General features: G+C 52.4%; 18 protein-coding genes and 1 pseudogene. 11 read left to right on the top strand and 8 right to left on the bottom strand.

Annotation, left to right across the window (positions count from 1 at the left end):
• Positions 1-514: 514 nt before the first annotated feature.
• A pseudogene (locus tag K7R23_RS25915) lies at positions 515-862 on the top strand (RHS domain-containing protein); the annotation flags it as partial.
• Here the strand turns inward: K7R23_RS25915 and K7R23_RS03565 are convergent.
• The 3 genes from K7R23_RS03565 to tnpA are packed head-to-tail and all read right to left on the bottom strand — an operon-like array spanning position 783 to position 3398.
• Complete coding sequence (locus tag K7R23_RS03565; RefSeq protein WP_012904571.1) at positions 783-2354, bottom strand: IS66-like element ISCro1 family transposase; 1572 nt, start codon at positions 2352-2354, stop codon at positions 783-785. The pseudogene K7R23_RS25915 and the gene K7R23_RS03565 sit on opposite strands and share 80 nt — an antisense overlap.
• A gap of 19 nt (positions 2355-2373) precedes the next feature.
• The gene (tnpB, locus tag K7R23_RS03560; protein WP_012904570.1) at positions 2374-2721 is read right to left on the bottom strand and encodes an IS66 family insertion sequence element accessory protein TnpB; all 348 of its coding nucleotides are present in this window, start codon (positions 2719-2721) and stop codon (positions 2374-2376) included.
• The gene (tnpA, locus tag K7R23_RS03555) at positions 2721-3398 is read right to left on the bottom strand and encodes an IS66-like element accessory protein TnpA (protein WP_012904569.1); all 678 of its coding nucleotides are present in this window, start codon (positions 3396-3398) and stop codon (positions 2721-2723) included. Before tnpA ends, tnpB begins: the two co-directional genes overlap by 1 nt.
• 221 nt (positions 3399-3619) lie before the next feature.
• Here tnpA and K7R23_RS03550 point away from each other — a divergent pair, with 221 nt between their 5' ends.
• From K7R23_RS03550 to K7R23_RS03540, 3 genes are read left to right on the top strand one after another with little or no spacing between them, the layout of a single operon-like run.
• Positions 3620-3805, top strand: coding sequence for a hypothetical protein (locus K7R23_RS03550; RefSeq protein WP_148222120.1), 186 nt, complete (start codon positions 3620-3622; stop codon positions 3803-3805).
• Between the two features lie 14 nt (positions 3806-3819).
• Entirely contained in the window at positions 3820-3984 is a 165-nt protein-coding gene (locus K7R23_RS03545) for a hypothetical protein (protein WP_231851586.1), read from the top strand.
• Entirely contained in the window at positions 3981-4517 is a 537-nt protein-coding gene (locus K7R23_RS03540) for an ankyrin repeat domain-containing protein (protein WP_012908479.1), read from the top strand. Before K7R23_RS03545 ends, K7R23_RS03540 begins: the two co-directional genes overlap by 4 nt.
• 591 nt (positions 4518-5108) lie before the next feature.
• Here K7R23_RS03540 and yhcN read toward each other — a convergent pair.
• Both yhcN and argR read right to left on the bottom strand, forming a co-directional pair.
• Positions 5109-5372 carry a peroxide/acid stress response protein YhcN gene (gene yhcN, locus K7R23_RS03535; RefSeq protein WP_024133054.1) on the bottom strand — a complete coding sequence of 88 codons (264 nt, stop codon included), beginning with the start codon at positions 5370-5372 and terminating at the stop codon, positions 5109-5111.
• A 368-nt stretch (positions 5373-5740) separates the two neighbouring features.
• Positions 5741-6211, bottom strand: coding sequence for a transcriptional regulator ArgR (argR, locus tag K7R23_RS03530; protein ID WP_012135369.1), 471 nt, complete (start codon positions 6209-6211; stop codon positions 5741-5743).
• A 414-nt stretch (positions 6212-6625) separates the two neighbouring features.
• Here argR and mdh point away from each other — a divergent pair, with 414 nt between their 5' ends.
• The gene (mdh, locus tag K7R23_RS03525; protein WP_012908482.1) at positions 6626-7564 is read left to right on the top strand and encodes a malate dehydrogenase; all 939 of its coding nucleotides are present in this window, start codon (positions 6626-6628) and stop codon (positions 7562-7564) included.
• Between the two features lie 94 nt (positions 7565-7658).
• Here mdh and degS read toward each other — a convergent pair whose 3' ends face one another.
• From degS to zapG, 3 genes are all read right to left on the bottom strand, one after another.
• Positions 7659-8726, bottom strand: coding sequence for an outer membrane-stress sensor serine endopeptidase DegS (degS, locus tag K7R23_RS03520; protein WP_012908483.1), 1068 nt, complete (start codon positions 8724-8726; stop codon positions 7659-7661).
• Positions 8727-8815: 89 nt separating this feature from the next.
• On the bottom strand, positions 8816-10183 hold the full coding sequence (gene degQ, locus K7R23_RS03515) for a serine endoprotease DegQ (RefSeq protein WP_012908484.1): 1368 nt from the start codon (positions 10181-10183) through the stop codon (positions 8816-8818).
• A 170-nt stretch (positions 10184-10353) separates the two neighbouring features.
• On the bottom strand, positions 10354-10752 hold the full coding sequence (gene zapG / locus K7R23_RS03510) for a Z-ring associated protein ZapG (protein ID WP_012908485.1): 399 nt from the start codon (positions 10750-10752) through the stop codon (positions 10354-10356).
• 193 nt (positions 10753-10945) lie between these two features.
• Between zapG and zapE the strand changes: the two genes are divergently transcribed.
• The 6 genes from zapE (at position 10946) to nanR (ending at position 15492) form a co-directional block, all read left to right on the top strand.
• On the top strand, positions 10946-12067 hold the full coding sequence (gene zapE / locus K7R23_RS03505) for a cell division protein ZapE (protein WP_012908486.1): 1122 nt from the start codon (positions 10946-10948) through the stop codon (positions 12065-12067).
• Positions 12068-12305: 238 nt separating this feature from the next.
• A complete protein-coding gene (gene rplM, locus K7R23_RS03500; protein ID WP_012908487.1) occupies positions 12306-12734 on the top strand; it encodes a 50S ribosomal protein L13 in 429 nt (142 codons plus the stop codon).
• Positions 12735-12749: 15 nt separating this feature from the next.
• Positions 12750-13142 (top strand): 30S ribosomal protein S9, encoded by a 393-nt coding sequence (gene rpsI / locus K7R23_RS03495; RefSeq protein WP_000829818.1) that lies wholly within the window; start codon positions 12750-12752, stop codon positions 13140-13142.
• Positions 13143-13444: 302 nt separating this feature from the next.
• Positions 13445-14083: a stringent starvation protein SspA gene (sspA, locus tag K7R23_RS03490; RefSeq protein ID WP_012908488.1), complete on the top strand. Its 639-nt coding sequence runs from the start codon at positions 13445-13447 to the stop codon at positions 14081-14083.
• A 5-nt stretch (positions 14084-14088) separates the two neighbouring features.
• On the top strand, positions 14089-14589 hold the full coding sequence (gene sspB / locus K7R23_RS03485) for a ClpXP protease specificity-enhancing factor (RefSeq protein ID WP_012908489.1): 501 nt from the start codon (positions 14089-14091) through the stop codon (positions 14587-14589).
• A gap of 120 nt (positions 14590-14709) precedes the next feature.
• The gene (nanR, locus tag K7R23_RS03480) at positions 14710-15492 is read left to right on the top strand and encodes a transcriptional regulator NanR (RefSeq protein ID WP_012908490.1); all 783 of its coding nucleotides are present in this window, start codon (positions 14710-14712) and stop codon (positions 15490-15492) included.
• Positions 15493-15569: the final 77 nt, after the last annotated feature.

The raw sequence follows: 15569 nt of genomic DNA, 5'->3' as shown, positions 1-15569 counted from the left end.
AACAATAATTATTATAATGTTCCTGTGCGGCATGCTTTCTGGTTTTTTAATACGAAAAAAAACCATTTTTCATTCTTCGTTAATTGTGGGGTTAGGAGTGGTATTCAGTTATTTGATTTCAAATACTAATCTAAATGATTATACTCTTATCTTTCATGGCGCCATGACAGGGTTTATTTTAGGTGGGGTTGGTGGTGGATGTATTTTATTAGTAAGAAAATTGAAAGACTTAAAGAACAAGGAATTATAATAGAATTGAGGGAGTATATATACTAAGTGATGATGAATATCATTGATGTAAAAATGGCTAGAAAATCACAGTCAAATTACCATGCTTCACCGGCTGAGATGAAGCTTATAAGTCCTTAAAAGAATGTAGATATCCTTAACTGGAAGTGATTGGAATCCGACTGTTTCGTGCAGGCCAATTTCACGCAGTTGCTCAGAATCAAAAAAGAACTGGCGGAGCTGTAGAAGGCGGCAGGCGGCAGGAGGGAAGGGTATCCCCACCGGAATGCACCGACAGACGGAACCGGAATACGTGCCGCGGCGTAAATCCACCTGTACCACTGCGACCACCGGGGCCTGCCGCTGGCGCTGATATGCCGGGATGGAGGAACGGCCTGGCAGGCGGAGTATGATGAATGGGGCAACGTGCTGCGGGAGGATAACCCTGGAAGGGCTGGAGCAGCTCATCCGCCTGCCGGGGCCGCAGTACGATGAGGAGAATAAACGTCACCGGTATTACGACCGTAAGCGGCTCGCCAGAACCGTATTGATATTTACTGAGAGCTCAGATCAACTTTCCAGGGCAACAGATCGCGTACCCGATTTGCCGGCCAGTCCTGGATATGCTCAATGACGTAACGCAGCCATTTTTCTGGCTCCACATTGTTCAGACGGCATGTGCCGATCAGCGAGTACAACACCGCCGCATGTTCGCCACCGCTGTCAGAACCCGCGAACAGCCAGTTTTTCCGGCCTACGGCCACTCCCCTTAAGGCGTTCTCTGCGATGTTGTTGTCGATTTCCACCCAGCCATTACTGCAGTACACGTTCAGGCTATCCCACTGTTTCAGCAGGTATGCGAACGCTTTTGCCGTATCCGAGTGACGCGACAGTGTTTTCATCTGAGTCTGTATCCAGTCATACAGTGACTGCATCAGTGACGCAGCTCTGGCTTTTCTTGCCGCCAGACGCTGTTCTGCTGAACATCCCCGGACTTCTGCTTCGATGGCATACAGTTCACCGATACGCTGCAGGGCTTCCGTGGTGATATCGGTTGGCGCTCTTGCATGCACATCGTGGATTTTTCTCCGGGCATGGGCCATACACGCGGCTTCCGTTATTCTGCCGGATTCGTATAACGCCCGGTAGCCACCGTAAGCATCGGCCTGAAGCACTCCGCTGTAACCGGACAGGTGATTCTGTGGATGTATGCCTTTCCGGTCCGGGCTGTACGCGAACCAGACCGCCGGGGGCATCTGTGAACCGGCGTTACGGTCATCACGGACGTAGACCCACAGCCGGGCTGTCCGGGTTTTACCGCTGCCCGGCTCCTGGACCGGGACGGGGATATCATCAGCATGGACTTTACCGGGCATCAGCACATACTGGCGCAGGACGTCATACAGCGGCTCCAGCAGTTCAGCAACAGCACCTGTCCAGCGCCCCAGTGTGGCACGGCTCAGCTCCACTCCCTGACGACGGTATATTTCTGACTGGCGGTATAACGGCAGATGGTCTGCATATTTCCCGGTGACAACATGGGCCAGAAGCCCCGCTCCGGCATAACTGCGTGCAATGGGTTTTGAAGGTACTGGTGCCTGCACGATATGGTCGCACCGGCAACAGGCCAGTTTCGGACGTTGTGTTTCGATAACCTTAAAGGCGCTGCTGATAAGCTCCAGTTGCTCTGACACATCACATCCCAGAGAACTGAGTTCACCACCACAGGCAGGACAGCATTCCTCTTCCGGCCGGATAACCCGGGTTTCACGGGGAAGTGAGGCCGGTAACGGTTTACGGGCTGAAGACTGGCGCAGGGCGGATGGCAGTGCCGGGTCATATTGCTCACCCAGCGTTTCAGCCATTTCTTCCTGAAGTGCGCTGATTCTCTCCTGTGCATCCTGTATCTGCCGTTCGGTTTTTGCGCGAAGTTTTTCTGAGCTTTTACCGAACTGCATACGTTGCAGTTTCGCAACCAGCGCCTTCAGCCGGTTGATTTCGGAAGCATAAGCCGCCACCCGCTGTGAGAGCAGGCGGTTGTATTCGGCCATCTGGCGGATGGTGTCCTGTTGCGTCTGCAACAGTGCCCGCAGGCGGGCGTTCTCATGAGCAAGTGAGGTGTCCATATCCTCACTTTACAACGGGTTATATGCGGATTCCAGCGCGTTCCGTTCGTTTCGGGTGCTTCCAGTTGATACCTTCAAGAAGCATGGATAACTGAGCCGGAGTAAGGTGCACCTTGCCGTCACGGGTGACTGGCCAGATGAAGCGGCCCCGCTCCAGGCGTTTGGTGAAGAGGCACAGTCCGTCACTGTCAGCCCACAACACTTTTATCTGGTCACCCCGGCGTCCGCGGAAGATGAACAGGTGTCCGGAGAACGGGTCATCCTTCAGGACGTTCTGAACTTTTGATGCCAGGCCGTTAAAGCCATTTCGCATATCGGTGATACCTGCAACCAGCCAGATACGCGAACCTGCAGGGAGAGATATCATCAGTGGCTGCTCCCTTTTATTTCGCGGATAAGTGTCTGTAATAACGCCGGCGTCAGTTTACCTTTAAGCCTGAGAGTTCCGGCCGGCAGAACCAGCTCACAACACAGACTGTCGGACGGTGTATTTATCTGCTCTGGTTCCTGTGCGGGGGCCGGGATTTTATTATCCGGCTCCGGCGTTAACGTCACGGGAAGCAGTGCCGGCATATTTTTTCCGGAAGGCAGCAGGCCACCTTTCCGGTATTGATGGCGCCAGTTGAAGAGCAGGTTATCGTTGATTCCGTTTTCCCGGGCGATCTGCGCCACACAGGCTCCGGGCTGCAGTGACTGCTCCACTAAGGCGATTTTAAACTCATAAGGGAAGTTGGGCCGCCGGGGACGTTTTTTTACCACGGGGGTTTCGGATATAACGGTGCTTTCAGGACGTACGACTGGTACCGTGGAAAATTGTCCGTAAAGGCAGGCATCAAGTTCCTGCTCCGACATGCCTGCGGGCAAAGGCCACGAAAGGCCAGCTCTCCGAAAGCGCACGAACATACTACAAACTGTTGATTTTGGTACACCCAGGCGACGTCCGGCCACAACCCGAGGTAAATGTTCTTCGAAGTGAAGGCGTAAAGCTTCAGTAATCCAGGTCCGGTATTCCATACGATAGTGTCCACTAAAAATGATGGACATTATTTTTGTGGAGCCGGAGGAAACAGACCAGACGGTTTAAATGAGACGCTTACTTACGACCCGCAGCAGGGACGCTATATCACCTAAGATCCGTTACGTGCTATGGAACTCTGGGTAGTGAGAAGGCTATTTGTGACGCAAACTTAGGAGCCGACATGAAGCTTGCATGCAAAAATGATTAGAGAGGATTACATAAATTGTATTGCCCTGTTTGTAACGGTATGGCAAGTGGATATGAGTTTGCAGTAAGTAATTTTGGTGATTCAGCCTTTACATCAGCCCAAAAAGGAGCTTTATACAATTATAGAGAACTGGAGTTATTGGATTTCTTAAAGTTTGAATTGGGAGAAGATATCGATCCTGGCTATCATAACAAAGTATATTATAGAGTCGCTAATCCCAGATGATTCAGGAGGGGACAATGTTGTTGAAGACAATAATGTTGTTTTTTTTGACTGCAATGCTTTATGGATGTAGTCTATTTAAAGATGTCTTTGAGGAAAATTACTCTTTAAGTGCAGTATCAAGTTTTCCAGAAGATATTGATGAGTTAAAAAAGTATGGTTTCATTGCGCGAAGTGTTTGAATAATCCATCATGTGAAAATGATATAGTAAAACAATGTAATAATATCACTTTACCAAGTAGAGATGAAGCTCTAAGTAAGGCCATAGGGCGAGCTAATGTCGAAGCAGTGCATTTTCTTGTCGATGTAGCAAAAACTGATGTTAATGGAGTTACTGGCAGGTATCAGAATACACCACTAATCGTTGCAGCCTATTACGGCACGAAAGACCATCAAGATATCGCTGCTTTTTTACTATCACGAGGAGCAAATATTAATAAAACATATCCAGCTGTGGGGGGAACTCCTCTGGGAGTTGCTATATGGAAACGTAATGCTACTTTCGCAAAATTTCTACTTGAACATGGAGCGGACCCTTCTATAACTATTAACGGCAGGGAGGAAGGGTTTGCTTGTGAGAAAGCAATGAGTAAAGAATTACCGGAATTATTTCCAATGATTCCCGGTTGCTGTTCTTTAGCCTTGCATGATCTCAATTTTGATCCAAACATAGCACCAGAAACTATTCCTCAGTGCCAGGGGGTGAAAAACTAGCCGAAAAATAATGTATAATGCGATAAGTACTGATAAACAAAAAGGAAAATGAAATTCTAAAAGGCTATTATGAGCGGAAAATTGATGGCGATATTGAGACCGTATCGCTCACGGTACCCGATAGTGCAATCACCATTATAAGCACGACAATCTGATAAAGTAGAGGGCCTATTTATTACTTGGGGTGACGTACATGGACGATGAATGCCACTATGATAGACGGTACTGGCTGAAGGGGGGACAATAGCCAGCATTCATCAGAATGAAGAATAAACTGTATATTATTGGCGCTGACGCCGGAATACACGCCGCGGAGAAGGCTACGCTTTGTACCGCTACGACCACTTGTTACTGCCACTGCACGCCGGGACGGAAAGGGGGAATTATTGTCCCGTCAGAACAGTTCCTAAATAACAAGCTGAACAAAGAATATCACAACTGAGCGGGAAACTGATTGCACGGCAGAGATAGCCATGCCGAATAATTTTATTGATTAATTAATATGGGACAGTGTTGAAGACCTGCTTTGAAATGAATCAAAAAAAGCCCCCGACAGTCGGGGGCAAGGTCGTCGGACTAGACGACGAGGGTTTATTTGTACAGTTCGGCAGTGGCATGCCAGTTATCACCGCTGCGGGCTTCGGTGATCTGATAGGCTGACGCGCCTTTTTCTTCAGCTTTTTTGTTCAGCATTTCATGCATGTCCATCGGGTTAGAACCGACGGCGCTGACGGAAACCGAACCAATTGATTCACGGTTTTGCGCTTGTTCAGCATTGATTGCGTCTGCGGCGAATGCGCCAAAAGAAAGAACAGAGAGAACGCTTAATGCTGCGACAGATGTTTTGATTTTCATGATAAGTACCTCGTCGAATTTTTTATTGGGGGTCTTTGTTTCGTGACCCTCATCACAAAAACAAGTATACACTAGTAACGTGAAAAATTAATACCACGCTAATGGTTTCCCGGTCATTAAGGTATAAGACGTTCAGTTTTTATAAGCATGTGCAATTAAAATTAACACTTGTTGAATATTTTGTTTGATAAATCAAATGGATAATGAATTTTGCAATTTGTGCGATTTAGCGTAGTTGTATTCACTATGTGAATCAGTTTGAGTGGTTAAAGGCACTGATTGTTAAATTAAAGGCAGTCTAAAGGAGAGAAGGAAGGGCGTTCTGTCAGATTTTTACCCCGCCACGGAGAGCGGCGGGGGAGGTGGTATTAGAGCTCTTGCTCAAACAGCTCAAGAATGGCTTCGTATAAGTCTTTTACCGTGAAGCCGTTCGCCGGGGTGGTGAAAATGGTGTCGTCGCCAGCAATGGTGCCGAGAATACCTTCCGCCTTACCGAGCGAGTCCAGAAGACGAGCAATAAGCTGCGCTGCGCCGGGGCTGGTGTGGATCACCACCACCGCATCGTTGTAGTCGATATCCAGCACCAGATTTTTCAGCGGGCTGGAGGTGGTGGGGACGCCGAGTTCCGCCGGGAGGCAGTAAACCATCTCCATTTTCGCGTTGCGGGTGCGCACGGCGCCGAACTTGGTCAACATGCGCGATACTTTGGACTGGTTGATATTATCAAAGCCCTGATCCTGCAAGGCGAGGACGATTTCGCCCTGGGAACTGAATTTTTCTTCTTTAAGGAGCGCTTTGAACGCCTTTACTAATTCTTCTTGCTTAGCGGAGCTTCGCATAAGTCACCCATAGTATGAGGATGGAAACAACATTATTATGCATACAGATGAATTTTTATGCAAATGGTCTGCCTTAGTGAAGGCTGAAATAATGTTATGAAAGAGCGGAATTTTATCAAATTTCGTTATCAAGGAACATGCCTGCGTCACGGCGCGCGAATAAGCTTAAAAGTAAATTAATTGTTATCAAATTGATGTTGTTTTGGGCTGACAGTAGGGTATATTGTCACCACCTGTTGGAATGTTGCCCTGCTGCATGGCGTCCCCGGATTACGTAAATTAAATGCATAAACGCTAAATTCGCGTGACTACACAGATTTGGATACCGGTGATTGTATTCGTTGGATTTGTGGATTATGGTCGCCGCCGCGGAGCAACAAACGTTTAGTTTCTCAATATAATAAGGAGTTTAGGATGAAAGTCGCAGTCCTCGGCGCTGCTGGCGGTATCGGTCAGGCGCTTGCATTACTGTTAAAAACCCAACTGCCTTCAGGTTCAGAACTCTCCCTGTATGACATCGCTCCAGTGACTCCCGGTGTGGCCGTCGATCTGAGCCATATCCCAACTGCTGTGAAAATTAAAGGTTTTTCCGGTGAAGATGCAACCCCGGCGCTGGAAGGCGCTGACGTGGTGCTGATCTCCGCAGGCGTCGCGCGTAAGCCAGGTATGGATCGTTCCGACCTGTTCAACGTTAACGCAGGCATCGTGAAAAATCTGGTCCAGCAGATCGCAACTACCTGTCCGAAAGCCTGCATCGGTATTATTACCAACCCGGTGAACACCACCGTGGCTATCGCGGCTGAAGTGCTGAAAAAAGCCGGCGTTTACGACAAGAATAAACTGTTTGGCGTGACCACGCTGGACATCATCCGCTCCAACACCTTTGTTGCGGAACTGAAAGGCAAACAGCCGACCGACGTTGAAGTTCCGGTTATCGGCGGCCACTCTGGCGTAACCATTCTGCCGCTGCTGTCGCAGATCCCGGGCGTGAGCTTTAGCGAGCAGGAAGTGGCAGACCTGACTAAGCGTATCCAGAACGCGGGTACAGAAGTCGTAGAAGCCAAAGCTGGCGGCGGATCCGCAACCCTCTCTATGGGCCAGGCGGCGGCGCGCTTCGGTCTTTCTCTGGTTCGTGCGCTGCAGGGCGAAAAAGACGTGGTGGAATGCGCCTACGTTGAAGGCGACGGCCAGCATGCCCGCTTCTTCTCTCAGCCGCTGCTGCTGGGTAAAAACGGCGTCGAAGAGCGTAAGGCTATCGGTACCCTGAGCGCATTCGAGCAGAACGCGCTGGAAGGTATGCTGGATACTCTGAAGAAAGACATTCAGCTTGGCGAAGAGTTCGTTAACAAGTAAGCCAGGCGCTGAATCTGAATGCGAAAACCGCTCATTTGAGCGGTTTTTTTATGCTCTGGTTGCCGGATGGCGCGACGCTTATCCGGCTTTTCCTTTAATTAGTTGCCGGATATTCCTGTATCGTCACCTGCAACGTCAGTTGCTTGTCATCACGCATGACCACCACCGGAATCACCGAGCCCGGGCGAATCTCCGCCACCTGGTCCATCGTTTCCAGCGCGGATACCGCCGGTTTATTGTTCACCGAGAGAATCAAATCATTAACCTGGATGCCAGCCTGCGCCGCCGGGCCGCCCGGTGAGACTTCGTTCACCACTATCCCCTGGATCTGATCCATCCCGCTGCCCTGCGCGTGTAGCGGCGCGATCTCCCGACCGCCAATGCCAATGTAGCCACGGATCACCCGGCCGTCGCGGATCAGCTTATCCATAATTTTGGTCGCCAGCTGGAACGGAATCGCAAAGCCGATCCCCTCCGGCGTCTCGCCATCGTTGCTCTTATCAAACGACAGGGTGTTGATGCCCATCAGTTCGCCCAGCGAATTGACCAGCGCGCCGCCGGAGTTACCGTGGTTGATGGAGGCGTCCGTTTGCAGGAAGTTTTGCCGTCCGGTCGGATTCAGGCCGATGCGCCCTGTGGCGCTGATGATGCCCTGGGTTATGGTTTGCCCGAGGTTATACGGGTTGCCGATCGCCAGCACCACGTCGCCGATGTGCGGCGTACGTTTGGTATTGATCGGAATAGTCGGCAATCCGCCGGTGGCATTGATTTTCAGCACCGCCAGATCGGTCAGCGTATCGGAGCCGACCAGCAGCGCTTCGAACACCCGCCCATCCTGCAGGGCGACGATGATCTGGTCGGCATCGTTAATCACGTGCTTGTTGGTAATGATGTAGCCGCGCTGATCCATAATCACGCCGGAACCGAGCGTGCGGATCTCAAGCTGGTTATGCGCGGTGCTGTTCATGCTGCGGTTATAGACGTTAACCACCGCAGGCGCCGCGCGGCGTACCGCAGCGTTATAGCTGGCCGGCGTTTCGTCGGCGCTGTCATATTGCGGAACGGAGAGGGTATTGATTTTGCGTAGCGAAGGCATGGCGGCCAGAAGAATGGCGCCGACAATCAAACCAATTGCGACCGAACGTAAGAGCTTAACAAACATGATGGTGGCGTCATTAAAAAAGGGAACGACAGCAGCATATCATGAGTTAACCGGACATCACACGCGGGGCAGATGTCCGGTTACTGTCTTTATCGCAGGAGCAGATAAATACTATCGTTTCCGCGTACCACCTGAAGTGCGATGATTGACGGTTTCGCTTCCAGCGCTTTGCGCATCTCGGCGATGGAGTTCACCCTCTCGCGGTTAACGCCGATAATCACATCATCCTTCTGCAAACCGGCCTGGGCGGCTGGACTGCTTTTCTCCACGCTGTCAATTTTAATGCCCTTGCTGCCGTCTTTCAGCTGACCGTCGCTTAGCGTCGCGCCCTGAAGGGCCGGGGCGATCATCTCCGCGCTGGCGGAGGAGGATGTGCTGGTGTCGAGCGTGACTTCCACTTCCAGCGGCTTGCCGTTTCGCAGCAGTCCCAATTTCACCTTCGTGCCCGGTTCGGTGGTGGCGATACGGGAACGCAGCTCAGCGAAGCTGTTGAGCGGTTTACCGTTGAGGCTGGTAATCACATCGCCGGATTTCACGCCTGCTTTCGCGGAGCCGGAATTGGGCAGCACTTCGCTGACGAAGGCGCCGCGCTGAACGTCCAGCTTAAACGCTTTGGCGATGTCGGCGGTCATCTCGGTGCCTTTGATCCCCAGCAGGCCGCGCTTGATCTCACCGAACTGGATCAGCTGCTGCGCCAGAATGCGCGCCATATTACTGGGAATGGCGAAGCCAATGCCGACGCTGCCACCGCCCGGCGCGAGAATGGCGGTGTTAATGCCGATCAGCTCGCCGTTAAGATTAAGCAGCGCGCCGCCGGAGTTGCCGCGGTTGATTGAGGCATCGGTCTGGATAAAGTTTTCCAGCCCTTCCAGGTTCAGTCCGCTGCGCCCCAGCGCGGAGATGATGCCGGAGGCGGCGGTTTGTCCCAGACCGAACGGGTTGCCGACGGCGACGGCGAAGTCGCCGACGCGCAGTTTATCGGAGTCGGCGATGGCGATTTGCGTCAGTTTGCTGGCGTTCTGAATTTGCAGCAGGGCGATGTCGCTCTGGTCGTCGCTGCCGATCAATTTGGCGTCAAATTCGCGACCGTCATTCAGCTGTACGCTGATTTTCTGCGCCTGATTAATGACGTGATTGTTGGTTAATACGTAGCCTTTAGCGGCGTCAATGATGACTCCCGAACCCAGCCCTTCAAACGGCTGCGAAGGCTGATCCGGCAGTTCGTCGCCAAAGAACTTTTTAAATTCTTCCGGTACTTTCTGGCTTTGCGTGGCGGTGCCTTCAACCTTTACGCTCACCACCGCAGGCAATACCTTTTCGAGCATTGGCGCAAGGCTTGGCAGCGCGGGCTGGCCCGGCACCTGACCGGGAATCGAAGCGACAGCCTGAAACGGCGCCGAGAGGGTTAACCCGACACTTAACGCTAAAGCACTCAACAGCTGGGTTTGTTTTTTCATTGGTCCTGCTCTCGTACCTTGAGTGAAAGGAATGACGATTCAAAACGGATTGATGTTATTGAATTTTCAGTCTGCTAACAATGCGGATAATGATTAAATGATAGTCGGGACGGGAGAGAAGGGGGCGGGCGCAACGGCGGCGCCCGGTAAATTTCTTCAACGCTGTGCAATTAGTCGCGCTTTACGCCGCTACGCAGCAGGCCGGATGCGCCTTCAGAGTAGTCTCGCGGCATCTGCACCGGCGCCTGATCGTTACTGGCTTCAGACTCGGCCAGTCGATTACGGAACGGATTCGACTCCGCGGAGAGTTCCGGCAGCAGGCTGCTGGAGCTTTTCGCCATGTGCTGATACAGCTGGCGATAATCATGGGCCATGGTGTCCAGCAGCTCGGCGCTGCGGGCAAAGTGGCTGACCAGCTCTTCGCGATACTCTTCCAGCTCAGCTTTGTTTTTTTCCAGTTCGTACTGCAACGCCTGTTGCTGACGTAATTTACGATTACCAAAACGCATGGCTACGGCACCGATGATGATGCCGACAACTAACCCAATTAGCGCATATTCCCAGGTCATGAACATCTCCCGTTGTCTTTTGTTTCCGTAGGGTGTTGGCTTCCAGGCTCCATGCCCGCGCCTGATACTGCCACTATAACCGCTAATCCCGCAGAAGTGGAATCCTGTGTATATATCGCGTAGTGTAGAACGGCCTTTTTTTCGTCAGCCGTGAACGACGGCACATCGATTCTCAAGGAATAACAATAGCATCATGCAAAGCGTTTCCCCTACATCGCGTTATCTGAAAGCCCTTAATGATGGCACCCATCAACCCGACGAGGTGCAAAAAGAGGCGGTTCGCCGTCTGGAAAGCATTTACCAGGCGCTGACCGCGAAAGAGCCGCCGCCGCAGGAAACGGGCTTTTTCGCCCGCGTCGGTAAGCTGCTGGGAAAACGGGAAGAGGCGGAAATCGCCCCGGTACGCGGCTTATATATGTGGGGCGGCGTAGGACGCGGCAAAACCTGGCTGATGGATCTGTTCTACCATAGCCTGCCAGGCGAGCGGAAACAGCGTCTGCACTTTCATCGCTTTATGCTGCGCGTGCACGAGGAGCTGACGGCCCTGCAGGGGCAAAGCGATCCGCTGGAAACCCTCGCCGACCGCTTTAAAGCGGAGACGGACGTATTGTGCTTCGACGAGTTTTTCGTCTCCGATATTACCGACGCCATGCTGCTCGGCGGCCTGATGAAAGCGCTGTTCGCGCGCGGCATCACGCTGGTGGCGACCTCCAATATTCCGCCCGACGAGCTGTATCGCAACGGCCTGCAGCGCGCGCGTTTCCTGCCCGCTATCGATGCCATCAAACACCATTGCGACATTATGAATGTCGACGCGGGGGGGGATTATCGCCTGCGCACGCTGACGCAGGCCCATCTGTGGCTTACGCCGCTCAATGAGCAAACGCAACAGCAGATGGATACGCTTTGGCAGGCGCTGGCAGGCGTGAAGCGCCAGCAGGGGCCGACGCTGGAAATCAATCACCGCCCGCTGCCTACGCTGGGCGTGGAAAACCAGACGCTGGCGGTAACGTTCGACACGCTGTGCGTCGACGCCCGCAGCCAGCACGATTACATCGCGCTGTCGCGTCTCTATCACACGGTGATGCTGTTCAATGTGCCGGTAATGACGCCGCTGATGGAGAGCGAAGCGCGGCGTTTTATCGCGCTGGTGGATGAGTTTTATGAGCGACACGTTAAGCTGGTGGTCAGCGCGGCAGCGCCTTTATATGACATTTATCAGGGCGAGCGGCTGAAATTTGAATTCCAGCGCTGCCTGTCGCGTTTGCAGGAGATGCAGAGCGAAGAGTACCTCAGACGGGAGCATATGCCCTGAGCGCTCCCGCTGCGGGACAAATTCCGCAATGCAAATCACAAAAAGGGGTCGATCTTTGACCCTGACTTCTCTATAATCCTGCGACCCCACGTTACAACGAAGTTTTTTTCCCGAAACTTTGTGTGCCGGTGAAACATATCCGAGGGGGTAGGTTTACTGGACAATGTCGTGTGAACCTCAACTGACAAAACGTTTGGGTGTTCGCCAACGTGTAACTTATTTATTGGGTAAGCTTTTAATGAAAACTTTTACAGCTAAACCAGAAACCGTAAAACGCGACTGGTACGTTGTTGACGCGACCGGTAAAACTCTGGGCCGTCTGGCTACTGAACTGGCTCTTCGCCTGCGCGGTAAGCACAAAGCGGAATACACTCCGCACGTAGATACCGGTGATTACATCATCGTTCTGAACGCTGAAAAAGTTGCTGTAACCGGCAACAAGCGTACTGACAAAGTGTACTATCACCACACCGGCCACATCGGTGGTATCAAACAAGCGACCTTTGAAGAGATGATTGCTCGCCGTCCTGAGCGTGTGATTGAAATCGCGGTTAAAGGCATGCTGCCAAAAGGCCCGCTGGGTCGTGCTATGTTCCGTAAACTGAAAGTTTACGCTGGCAACGAGCACAACCACGCGGCACAGCAACCGCAAGTTCTTGACATCTAATCGGGATTATAGGCAATGGCTGAAAATCAATACTACGGCACTGGTCGCCGCAAAAGTTCCGCAGCTCGTGTGTTCATCAAACCGGGCAACGGTAAAATCGTTATCAACCAACGTTCTCTGGAACAGTACTTCGGTCGTGAAACTGCCCGCATGGTAGTTCGTCAGCCGCTGGAACTGGTCGACATGGTTGAGAAACTGGATCTGTACATCACTGTTAAAGGTGGTGGTATCTCTGGTCAGGCTGGCGCGATCCGTCACGGTATCACCCGCGCTCTGATGGAGTACGACGAGTCTCTGCGTTCTGAACTGCGCAAAGCGGGCTTTGTTACCCGTGATGCTCGTCAGGTTGAACGTAAGAAAGTCGGTCTGCGTAAAGCACGCCGTCGTCCGCAGTTCTCCAAGCGTTAATTGTTTCTGCCTCTGGCAGATTACAGTTGGCGAAAAAACCCGCTTCGGCGGGTTTTTTTATGGATAAATCTGCGCTCATCCCCTGTCTTACGCCTCTTTTTCCCCATTTACGGAATCGACTCACCACAAAGGTCACAAAATCTGGTAAACTATCATCCAATTTTCTGCCCAAATATCGGGTATTGCTCATTTTTTGTTTGCTTTTTGAACGATGATGGCTTTTCCGATATGGGTAACATCACTTCTGGCCGGCCACGCGTGGCTGGTAGCAGTAAAAATTCTGAATATACCTGGAGGTTTTCATGGCTGTCGCTGCCAACAAACGTTCGGTAATGACGCTGTTTTCTGGTCCTACTGACATCTATAGCCATCAGGTCCGCATTGTGCTGGCTGAGAAAGGTGTGAGTTTTGAGATCGAACACGTGGAGAAGGACAATCCACCTCAGGATCTGATTGACCTCAACCCGAATCAGAGCGTCCCGACGCTGGTGGATCGTGAGCTGACCCTGTGGGAATCTCGCATCATTATGGAATATCTGGATGAGCGTTTCCCTCATCCGCCGCTGATGCCGGTTTATCCGGTGGCGCGTGGCGAAAGCCGCCTGTACATGCACCGTATTGAGAAAGACTGGTATACGCTGATGAACGTCATCGTGAACGGTTCCGCCTCAGAAGCTGACGCCGCACGTAAACAGCTGCGCGAAGAGCTGCAGGCGATCGCGCCGGTCTTCGGTCAGAAGCCCTATTTCCTGAGCGATGAGTTCAGCCTGGTCGATTGCTACCTGGCGCCGCTGCTGTGGCGTTTGCCGATTCTGGGCATCGAGTTTAGCGGCGCGGGCGCAAAAGAGCTGAAAGGCTACATGACCCGCGTTTTTGAACGTGATTCTTTCCTGGCTTCCTTAACCGAAGCTGAACGTGAAATGCGCCTCGGTCGGGGTTAATGCCTATGGATTTGTCACAGCTCACACCACGTCGTCCGTATCTGCTGCGTGCCTTTTATGAGTGGTTGCTCGACAACCAGCTCACGCCGCATCTGGTGGTGGATGTGACGTTGCCGGGCGTGCACGTTCCGATGGAATATGCGCGCGACGGGCAAATCGTCCTTAATATCGCGCCGCGCGCGGTGGGTAATCTTGAGCTGGCGAACGACGAAGTACGTTTTAACGCGCGCTTCGGCGGCGTACCGCGCCAGGTTTCCGTCCCGCTGGCGGCGGTGCTGGCGATTTATGCGCGTGAGAACGGCGCCGGAACGATGTTCGAACCGGAAGCGGCTTACGACGAAGAGGTTGCCAGCCTCAACGATGATGATGCGACATCGGGCGCGGAAAGCGAAACGGTGATGTCGGTGATTGATGGCGATAAGCCGGATCGCGAAGACGACAACAATCCGGATGACGAGCCGCCGCCTCCGCGCGGTGGACGACCAGCGTTACGCGTTGTGAAATAATCGCAAACGGGCTCTGACGGGCCCGTTTTTGTTTGAGTCTGCCACCCTGTTTCCCCCTTGTTTTGATCCTGTGTTAGGATGAACCTGCCGTTTGTTCCCTCAATTTGCTAAACAGGTTTTATGAAAACATTTGATTCTCAAGCTGAAAATTCTCCTGCCGTTATCGGTCGCAGTCTGCGAAACCGCCCGCTGGCGCGTAAAAAGCTGTCGGAAATGGTTGAAGAAGAGCTGGAGCAAATGATTCGCCGCAAAGAGTTTGGTGAAGGCGAACAGCTGCCGTCTGAGCGCGAGCTGATGGCTTTCTTCAACGTGGGGCGTCCCTCTGTACGTGAAGCGCTGGCGGCGCTCAAGCGTAAAGGTCTGGTGCAAATTAATAACGGCGAACGCGCCAGGGTATCGCGTCCTTCCGCTGATACCATCATCGGTGAGCTGTCCGGCATGGCGAAAGATTTCCTTGCTCATCCCGGCGGCATTGCCCATTTCGAACAGCTGCGGCTGTTCTTTGAATCCAGCCTCGTGCGCTATGCCGCGGAAAACGCCACCGACGCGCAGATCGATCTGCTGGCGAAAGCGCTGGAGATCAACAGCCAGTCGCTGGACGATAACGCGCTGTTTATTCGATCCGATGTCGATTTTCACCGCGTGCTGGCGGAGATCCCCGGCAACCCGATCTTTAAGGCGATCCACGTCGCCCTGCTCGACTGGCTGATCGCCGCCCGTCCAACCGTGCCCGATCGCGAACTGTATGAACATAACAGCGTCAGCTATCAGCAGCATATCGCCATCGTTGACGCGATCCGCCAGCGCGATCCGGATGCCGCCGATCGGGCGCTGCAAACCCATCTCAACAGCGTTTCCGCGACGTGGCACGCTCTCGGACAGCAGTCGAAACGCAAAAAATAACCCTGCTTTAGTGAACTCGATCGCAATATAAGCGTTCTGTCAGGATCATTGCGTAAACTGTCTGGTATAACAGGTAT

Origin of the sequence: Citrobacter rodentium NBRC 105723 = DSM 16636 (assembly GCF_021278985.1) — a bacterium.
GTDB classification, from domain to species: Bacteria; Pseudomonadota; Gammaproteobacteria; order Enterobacterales; family Enterobacteriaceae; genus Citrobacter_A; species Citrobacter_A rodentium.
Note: the sequence above shows the minus strand (reverse complement) of the source record. Positions and strands in the feature narration are given on the sequence as shown.